Here is an 8,464-nt window from a genome sequence, read left to right on the forward strand (position 1 = left end):
ATCCCGGCAGCATTTGCTAACATCCGGGACTTTCCGAAAGGCTTGAGGTTACTCACGACATGTCAGCCGTTCGCAGCAAGATCTGCGGGATTACCCGCATAGAGGATGCACTGGCTGCCGCCGAGGCAGGTGCCGACGCGATCGGTCTGGTGTTCTATCCGAAAAGCCCGCGTGCGGTGACGGTATTGCAGGCGCGTGCCATCATTGCCGCGTTGCCGCCGTTCATCACCACCGTTGGCCTGTTCGTCAACGCCAGTCGCTGTGAGCTCAACGAGACGCTGGATGCCGTCGCGCTGGACATGCTGCAGTTTCATGGCGATGAAACACCCGATGAGTGCGATGGGTATCATCGCCCGTACATCAAGGCGCTGCGGGTCAAGGCCGGTGACGACATTGCCGGGGTCTGCCGGACCTATCGCAATGCACGCGGCGTGCTACTCGATACCTACGTTGAAGGGGTGCCCGGCGGTACCGGAGAAACCTTCGACTGGGCATTGATTCCGGACGACCTGGACAAGCCGGTCATCCTGGCGGGCGGGCTGACGTCCGCCAATGTGGCGCAGGCCATCGCTCAAGTCCGGCCCTATGCAGTGGATGTCAGCGGCGGCGTTGAAAAGAGCAAGGGCATCAAGGATCGGGAGAAGATCCTGGCGTTCATGGGTGCGGTGCACGGCACCTGATGTGACGGCTATTGATCGGCCGCCGTCCATAAGCCTGTTCCCGCCATGAGGCACGCGGGTCGAATCGAGTAAGCGGTGGTGCCACTGAGCAACGCCGTCGTTGTGAAAAATCGGGGTGAGGGGCGCGCAGGTCCGGCCATGAGTCGATCGCTATCCTTTCATCGTCGTCCATATACGAATTTATCCGAGGGCATGCGACTGGCGTTTGATTTGTCAGTCGTTCGAGCCACACCGGTACTGGAGATATAAAGCATGAGCAACTGGTTGGTAGACAAACTGATCCCATCGATCATGCGTTCCGAGGTCAAGAAGAGCTCGGTTCCCGAAGGCCTCTGGCACAAATGCCCGTCCTGTGAGGCGGTGCTGTATCGCCCTGAGCTGGAAAAGACCCTGGACGTCTGCCCCAAGTGCAACCACCACATGCGTATCGGCGCACGTGCACGTCTGAACATTTTTCTGGACGTCGAAGGGCGCGAAGAGCTGGGTGCCGATCTCGAGCCGGTCGACCGTCTGAAATTCCGCGACGGCAAGAAGTACAAGGATCGCCTGACCGCTGCGCAGAAGCAGACCGGTGAAAAGGACGCGCTGATTTCCATGAGCGGCACCTTGCTGGGCATGCCGGTGGTGGCTTCGGCATTCGAATTCTCGTTCATGGGTGGTTCGATGGGTGCCATTGTCGGCGAGCGTTTCGTACGTGCCGCCAACTATGCGCTGGAAAATCGCTGCCCGTTCGTCTGCTTCGCCGCTTCCGGCGGTGCGCGCATGCAGGAAGCGCTGATCTCGCTGATGCAGATGGCCAAGACCTCGGCCGTTCTGGCGCGTCTTCGCGAAGAAGGGCTGCCGTTCATCTCGGTGCTGACCGACCCGGTCTACGGTGGCGTTTCCGCCAGCCTGGCCATGCTGGGTGACGTCATCGTCGCCGAGCCCAAGGCGCTGATCGGTTTTGCCGGTCCACGGGTCATCGAGCAAACGGTTCGCGAGAAGCTGCCTGAAGGCTTCCAGCGCAGTGAATTCCTGCTGGATCACGGGGCCATCGACATGATCGTCTCGCGCAGTGAGCTTCGTCCGCGCCTGGGTAACCTGCTGGCACAGATGATGAATCTGCCGACCCCTCGCTTTGTCGCACCCGTCATCGAGCCAATCGTCGTCCCGCCGGCACCCGCGACGATATGACCTCTACGTCCCTGAGCGACTGGCTCGCCTATCTGGAGCAACTGCATCCGTCGGCCATCGACATGGGCCTGGACCGGTCTCGACAGGTGGCGCTGCAATTGGGGCTTACACGCCCGGCGCGCCAGGTGATCACGGTGACGGGCACCAACGGCAAGGGCTCGACCTGCGCCTTTGTCGCTGCCTTGTTGCAGGCTCAGGGCTTGAAGGTTGGTGTCTACAGCTCCCCGCATTTGATTCGCTATAACGAGCGGGTGAAAGTGCAGGGCGCCGAGGCAACCGATCTGGAACTATGCGACGCCTTCGCTGCGGTCGAAGCGGCGCGCGGCGATGTCACCCTGACTTATTTCGAAATGGGCACGCTGGCGGCGTTCTGGCTGTTCGAGCAGGCCCGGCTCGATGCAGTGGTGCTGGAAGTCGGTCTGGGCGGTCGTCTGGACGCGGTCAATCTAGTGGATGCTGATCTGGCGCTGGTCACCAGTATCGGGGTCGATCATGCCGAGTATCTGGGCGACACCCGTGAGTCGGTCGCTTTCGAGAAAGCCGGGATCTTTCGCGCCGGCTGCCCAGCGCTGTGCGGTGACCCCGCGCCCCCCGAGCCGTTGCTGGCCAAAGCCCGCGAGCTGGGCTGTCCGTTGTTACTGCGTGGCCGGGATTTCGATCTTTCCATAGGTGAAGACAGCTGGGACTGGCGCGGTGTCGCTCAGGGCGAGCAGATCGAGCTGCGCGGTCTGCCGCTGCTCGATCTGCCCATGCAGAATGCCGCGCTGGCGCTTCAGGCCTTTGCCCTGCTGGGGTATCCATTGCAAGCGGATGCGACAGGCAAGGTGCTTGCCGAGACCCGGCTCGCCGGTCGTCTCGATCGCAGGGTCGTCAGGTGGCACGGCAAGTCGCTCAACCTGCTTCTGGATGTAGGCCATAACCCCCACGCGGCGCGGTTTCTGGGCCAACGCCTCGCGCGGCAGCCAGTTGGCGGCAAACGTCGAGCGGTGTTTGGTCTGCTCAGCGACAAGGATCTCGACGGCGTGGTCGCGCACCTGGCACCGGTCATTGAAGAGTGGGCTGTTGCGCCGCTTCCGACCTCGCGCAGTCGGCCAGCAGAAGAGTTGCAGACGGCCTTGCAGAACCTTGGCGCCCGCGTGACGTCCTATCAGAGTATCGCGTTGGCGCTGGAAGCTCAGTGCGCGCATGCCACGCCCGATGACGAGATTCTGCTGTTCGGTTCATTTTACTGTGTTGCCGAGGCCCTTGAATGGTTGGCCCGGTACACCGATGAGGACGCTGCAAATGGCTTTGCTGGATAACGTATTCAAGCAGCGAATGGTTGGAGCACTGGTGCTGATCGCCGTGGCGGTCATTTTCCTGCCCATGCTTTTCACGCGTGAAGATGAAACACCTCAGGTGCAGGTCGAGGCGCCAGCCGCGCCTCAGGCACCCGCAGCTGCGCAGGTGCGGGTCGATCCGGTGCCTGTTCCGGAGCCTCAGGTTCTGCCTCAGGAGCCTGTGCCGGGTGACGATGACATGAGCAGCAACCAGCCGCCTGCCATGCCGATAGCGCCTGCGCCGACTGTTCAGGCTGCACCTGCAGCGCCTGCTGCTCCGGTCTCCAAACCTGCTGCCAAACCGGCACCCGCTCCGGCGCCAGCGACGGCTGCTGCACCAGCAGCGACACCGGCTCCTGCCAAACCTGCAGCACCTGCTGGCGTCGATGCCAATGGTCTGTCGATCAGTTGGTCGGTGCAATTGGCAAGCATGTCCAATCGGGCCAATGCCGACAATCTGCAAAAGACGCTGCGTACCCAGGGCTACAACGCCTACATTCGCACCGCTGATGGCGTGAACCGGGTGTTTGTCGGCCCGCTCATCGAGCGCTCCGAGGCCGATCGTCTGCGCGATCAGCTCGATAAACAGCAAAAGCTCAAGGGTATTGTGGTGCGCTTTCAGCCCGAGCGCGGCTGACCGTTCGGCACCTGGTGCCCCTGGCACAAAGGAAAATGCCTCGCGCCGGTAATCGCTGCTTACCGGCAGGCGGACGCTCTGCTAAAATGCGCCGCCTTATCCGTCTGCAGGCTGCAACGTGCCATTTACTCCGGTTGACTGGGCAATTCTCGGAATTGTCGCCATCTCCGCCCTGATCAGTCTGAAGCGCGGCTTCGTAAAAGAAGCACTGTCGTTGACGACGTGGATCATTGCAGGTGTTGTGGCCTGGATGTTTGGCGCAGGGCTGTCGCAGTATCTGGTCAATTACATAGAAACACCTTCGGCCCGCGTGATCGCGAGCTGTACCATTCTTTTTGTCGCCACCCTGCTGGTAGGCGCCATGGTCAATTTTCTGATAGGCGAGCTGATTCGCGTCACCGGGCTTTCCGGGACCGATCGTTTTCTCGGCATGGTCTTCGGCGCAGCGCGCGGAGGCCTGCTTGTCGTTGTGGCGGTAGGGCTGTTGAGCCTGGGGCCGGTGCAACAGGATCAATGGTGGCAGCAGTCGAGGCTGGTGCCGCAATTTCTCATGGTCGCTGACTGGTCGAAAAACCTGATTCTCGGGATGTCCAGCAAGTGGCTCGCCAGCGGCATCAGCGTACCCGCTGACATGCCGTTCAAGGAACAGATCCTGCCGTCTACAATGCCGCAGGATGTGCTCGGTAAATCCAGTTCCACTAAGTAGGGGTTGTGTCGCATGTGTGGCATCGTCGGTATCGTCGGCAAGTCGAACGTCAATCAGGCGCTGTATGACGCGCTTACCGTCCTCCAGCACCGCGGCCAGGACGCTGCCGGTATCGTAACCAGCCATGATGGCCGGTTATTCCTGCGCAAGGACAACGGATTGGTGCGCGATGTGTTTCATCAACGTCATATGCAGCGTCTGGTCGGGCATATGGGCATCGGCCACGTGCGTTACCCCACCGCGGGCAGCTCGACGTCGGCCGAGGCTCAGCCGTTCTACGTCAACTCGCCTTACGGCATCACGCTGGCGCATAACGGCAACCTCACCAACGTCGAGCAGTTGGCCAAGGAAATTTACGAATCCGACCTGCGCCATGTGAACACCAATTCCGATTCGGAAGTGCTGCTCAACGTATTCGCCCATGAGCTGGCCGTGCGTGGCAAGTTGCAGCCGACCGAAGAGGATATCTTCGCGGCAGTGACCGATGTGCATAATCGCTGCCGTGGTGGTTACGCGGTCGTGGCCATGATCACCGGCTACGGTATCGTCGGCTTCCGTGACCCGGACGCCATTCGTCCTATCGTGTTCGGCCAGCGTCATACCGACGAAGGCGTCGAGTACATGATCGCCTCGGAAAGCGTATCGCTGGACGTACTGGGCTTTACCCTGATTCGCGACCTGGCGCCGGGCGAAGCGGTCTACATCACCGAAGACGGCAAGTTGCACACCCGTCAGTGCGCGGCCAACCCCAAGTACGCACCGTGCATCTTCGAGCACGTCTATCTGGCGCGCCCGGATTCGATCATCGACGGCATCTCGGTCTACAAGGCGCGCCTGCGCATGGGCGAGAAGCTGGCCGACAAGATCCTGCGCGAGCGTCCGGATCACGATATCGATGTGGTCATCCCGATTCCGGACACCAGCCGGACCGCCGCTTTGGAGCTGGCCAACCATCTGGGCGTCAAGTTCCGCGAAGGCTTCGTCAAGAACCGTTACATCGGCCGGACCTTCATCATGCCGGGCCAGGCTGCGCGCAAGAAATCCGTACGCCAGAAGCTCAACGCCATTGAGCTGGAGTTCCGTGGCAAGAACGTGATGCTGGTGGATGACTCCATCGTACGTGGCACCACTTGCAAGCAGATCATCCAGATGGCCCGCGAAGCCGGTGCCAAGAATGTCTACTTCTGTTCTGCAGCCCCGGCTGTGCGCTACCCCAACGTCTACGGCATCGACATGCCGAGTGCTCACGAGCTGATTGCCCACAACCGCACCACTCAGGACGTGGCCGACCTCATCGGTGCCGACTGGCTGGTCTATCAGGATCTGAATGACCTGATCGAAGCGGTCAGCGGCAGCAAGAAAATCAAGATCGACAACTTCGATTGCTCGGTTTTCGACGGCAAGTACGTGACCGGCGACATCGACGAGCATTATTTGAACCGGATCGAGAGCGCGCGTAATGACGCCTCCAAGATCAAGACTCAGGCAGTGAGCGCGATCATCGATCTGTACAACAACTAATTGGGCAAGGAGTGGGCGGCATGACTCAGGAATGGGATGCAGGTCGGCTGGACAGCGACCTTGAAGGCGTAGGTTTCGATACCCTAGCCGTACGTGCCGGACATCACCGTACACCGGAAGGAGAGCATGGCGAACCCATGTTCTTTACCTCCAGTTACGTATTTCGCACGGCCGCCGATGCGGCTGCGCGTTTCTCCGGTGAGGTACCGGGCAACGTCTACTCGCGTTACACCAACCCGACGGTGCGTTCGTTCGAAGAGCGCATTGCCGCACTGGAAGGTGCCGAGCAGGCTGTCGCCACGGCGACCGGCATGGCGGCAACCCTGGCCGTGGTGATGAGCCTGTGCAGCGCCGGTGATCACGTGCTGGTGTCACGCAGCGTGTTCGGCTCGACCATCAGCCTGTTCGACAAGTACTTCAAGCGCTTTGGTGTCGAGGTTGATTACGTTCCTCTCGCCGATCTGAGCGGCTGGGACGCGGCGATCAAGCCCAACACCAAAATGCTCTTCGTCGAATCGCCGTCCAATCCCCTGGCCGAGCTGGTCGACATCGCGGCCCTGGCCGAGATCGCGCACGCCAAGGGCGCGATGCTGATCGTCGACAACTGTTTCTGTACGCCGGCCTTGCAGCAGCCACTGTTGCTGGGCGCTGACATTGTCGTGCATTCGGCCACCAAGTTCATCGACGGCCAGGGCCGTTGCATGGGCGGCGTGGTTGCCGGGCGCAGCGAGCAGATGAAAGAAGTGGTCGGCTTCCTGCGTACTGCCGGGCCGACGCTCAGCCCGTTCAATGCGTGGATCTTCCTCAAGGGCCTCGAAACCCTGAACCTGCGCATGCGCGCTCACTGTGCCAATGCCCAGGCACTGGCCGAGTGGCTCGAGCAGCAGGATGGCATCGAAAAAGTCCATTACGCCGGGCTGAAGAGCCACCCGCAGCACGCGTTGGCCCAGCGTCAGCAAAAGGGTTTCGGCGCGGTGGTGAGCTTCGAGGTCAAGGGTGGCAAGGACGGCGCATGGCGCTTCATCGATGCCACGCGACTGATTTCGATCACCGCCAACCTGGGCGACAGCAAAACCACGATCACTCACCCGAGCACCACCTCTCACGGTCGTCTCGCACCTCAGGAACGTGAGGCCGCAGGTATTCGCGACAGCCTGATTCGGGTTGCCGTGGGGCTGGAAGACGTGGCTGATCTGCAGGCTGACCTGGCCCGTGGTCTGGCGGCGTTGTGAGTAGCGAGGCCAGCAAACCGGCCAGTGGCAAGCCGGGTGAGACGTGGGCGTTGAAATTTTCCAGCGTCCACAATGGTCGTGTCGCCCTGGTGACCGGTGCCGCTCGCGGTATCGGGCTCGGCATTGCAGCGTGGCTGATTGCCGAAGGCTGGCAAGTCGTGTTGACCGATCTGGATCGTGCGCGTGGTTCGAAAGTGGCCGGTGCCCTGGGTGAAAATGCCCTGTTCATTGCCATGGACGTTGCCAGTGAAGAGCAGGTCGCAGCGGGCGTGGCCGAGGTGCTTCGGCAGTTCGGTCGTCTCGATGCGCTGGTGTGCAACGCCGCGATCGCCGATCCGCACAACACTACGCTGGAAAGCCTTGAGCTGTCGCACTGGAACCGTGTACTGGCAGTCAACCTCGGCGGTCCGATGCTGCTGGCCAAGCATTGCGCGCCTTACCTGCGTGCGCATTGCGGCAGCATCGTCAACCTGACCTCCACACGCTCTCGCCAGTCGGAGGCCGACACCGAAGCTTATGCGGCCAGCAAGGGCGGTCTGATGGCGCTGACACATGCGCTGGCGATCAGTCTGGGGCCGGAGATTCGTGTCAATGCTGTCAGCCCTGGCTGGATCGACGCGCGCGACCCCTCGTTGCGCAGAGCCGAGCCTTTGTCCGAGACCGATCATGCCCAGCATCCGGCGGGCAGGGTAGGGACAGTGGAGGACGTTGCGGCGATGGTTGCCTGGCTGTTGTCCAGAAACGCCGGTTTCGTGACCGGGCAAGAGTTCGTGGTCGACGGTGGCATGACGCGCAAGATGGTGTACGCCGAGTAGTTTGCGCGGACGAGCTTCGATTGAGCTATTGCTTGTGCTTTTGGTGTGTGGTGAGGGTTTTGTGATTGAGGCGGTTTTTAAAAAAACTTCAATCAGGCTATTGACTTAGGTTCGTTAGGTGCGTAAATTTCGCGGCCTCAACGAAGCAAAGGGTGATTAGCTCAGCTGGGAGAGCAGCTGCCTTACAAGCAGCGGGTCGGCGGTTCGATCCCGTCATCACCCACCATCGTTGAGTTTGAAAGCTGAAGTACGAGGGCTTTCAAAAGTGATTTTAAAAAGCTTACACGGACGCAAGTCCACAATGCGCAGCGGTAGTTCAGTCGGTTAGAATACCGGCCTGTCACGCCGGGGGTCGCGGGTTCGAGTCCCGTCCGCTGCGCC

General features: G+C 60.9%; 8 protein-coding genes and 2 tRNA genes. All 10 read left to right on the plus strand.

The features are described 5' to 3' along the window. Window positions 1-59 precede the first annotated feature (59 nt). The 10 genes from ACW55A_RS26255 (at window position 60) to ACW55A_RS26300 (ending at window position 8,462) form a co-directional block, all read left to right on the plus strand. A complete protein-coding gene (locus ACW55A_RS26255; protein WP_498812013.1) occupies window positions 60-680 on the plus strand; it encodes a phosphoribosylanthranilate isomerase in 621 nt (206 codons plus the stop codon). Window positions 681-932: 252 nt separating this feature from the next. Then, window positions 933-1,853, plus strand: a complete 921-nt coding sequence (gene accD, locus ACW55A_RS26260) for an acetyl-CoA carboxylase, carboxyltransferase subunit beta (RefSeq protein WP_003318491.1) — start codon at window positions 933-935, stop codon at window positions 1,851-1,853. Further along, the gene (gene folC / locus ACW55A_RS26265) at window positions 1,850-3,154 is read left to right on the plus strand and encodes a bifunctional tetrahydrofolate synthase/dihydrofolate synthase (protein WP_003431005.1); all 1,305 of its coding nucleotides are present in this window, start codon (window positions 1,850-1,852) and stop codon (window positions 3,152-3,154) included. Before accD ends, folC begins: the two co-directional genes overlap by 4 nt. Continuing rightward, window positions 3,138-3,809: an SPOR domain-containing protein gene (locus ACW55A_RS26270; protein ID WP_455809538.1), complete on the plus strand. Its 672-nt coding sequence runs from the start codon at window positions 3,138-3,140 to the stop codon at window positions 3,807-3,809. Before folC ends, ACW55A_RS26270 begins: the two co-directional genes overlap by 17 nt. 118 nt (window positions 3,810-3,927) lie before the next feature. After that, window positions 3,928-4,515 carry a CvpA family protein gene (locus ACW55A_RS26275; RefSeq protein WP_003318487.1) on the plus strand — a complete coding sequence of 196 codons (588 nt, stop codon included), beginning with the start codon at window positions 3,928-3,930 and terminating at the stop codon, window positions 4,513-4,515. A gap of 12 nt (window positions 4,516-4,527) precedes the next feature. Beyond that, entirely contained in the window at window positions 4,528-6,036 is a 1,509-nt protein-coding gene (gene purF, locus ACW55A_RS26280; RefSeq protein ID WP_003347797.1) for an amidophosphoribosyltransferase, read from the plus strand. 20 nt (window positions 6,037-6,056) lie between these two features. Beyond that, complete coding sequence (locus ACW55A_RS26285; protein WP_003368440.1) at window positions 6,057-7,268, plus strand: O-succinylhomoserine sulfhydrylase; 1,212 nt, start codon at window positions 6,057-6,059, stop codon at window positions 7,266-7,268. Beyond that, window positions 7,265-8,083, plus strand: coding sequence for an SDR family oxidoreductase (locus ACW55A_RS26290; RefSeq protein ID WP_003431014.1), 819 nt, complete (start codon window positions 7,265-7,267; stop codon window positions 8,081-8,083). The genes ACW55A_RS26285 and ACW55A_RS26290 overlap by 4 nt, the downstream gene beginning before the upstream one ends. 150 nt (window positions 8,084-8,233) lie before the next feature. Beyond that, window positions 8,234-8,309, plus strand: a tRNA-Val gene (locus ACW55A_RS26295). 79 nt (window positions 8,310-8,388) lie between these two features. Continuing rightward, window positions 8,389-8,462 (plus strand) — tRNA-Asp (locus ACW55A_RS26300). Window positions 8,463-8,464 lie beyond the last annotated feature (2 nt).

This window comes from Plantibacter cousiniae (nom. nud.), from assembly GCF_977070315.1.

Bases quoted from the DNA above. Each gene is read 5' to 3' on its own strand.
- ACW55A_RS26255 (WP_498812013.1), top strand. From the start codon at position 60: ATGTCAGCCGTTCGCAGCAAGATCTGCGGGATTACCCGCATAGAGGAT.
- accD (WP_003318491.1), top strand. From the start codon at position 933: ATGAGCAACTGGTTGGTAGACAAACTGATCCCATCGATCATGCGTTCC.
- folC (WP_003431005.1), top strand. From the start codon at position 1,850: ATGACCTCTACGTCCCTGAGCGACTGGCTCGCCTATCTGGAGCAACTG.
- ACW55A_RS26270 (WP_455809538.1), top strand. From the start codon at position 3,138: ATGGCTTTGCTGGATAACGTATTCAAGCAGCGAATGGTTGGAGCACTG.
- purF (WP_003347797.1), top strand. From the start codon at position 4,528: ATGTGTGGCATCGTCGGTATCGTCGGCAAGTCGAACGTCAATCAGGCG.
- ACW55A_RS26285 (WP_003368440.1), top strand. From the start codon at position 6,057: ATGACTCAGGAATGGGATGCAGGTCGGCTGGACAGCGACCTTGAAGGC.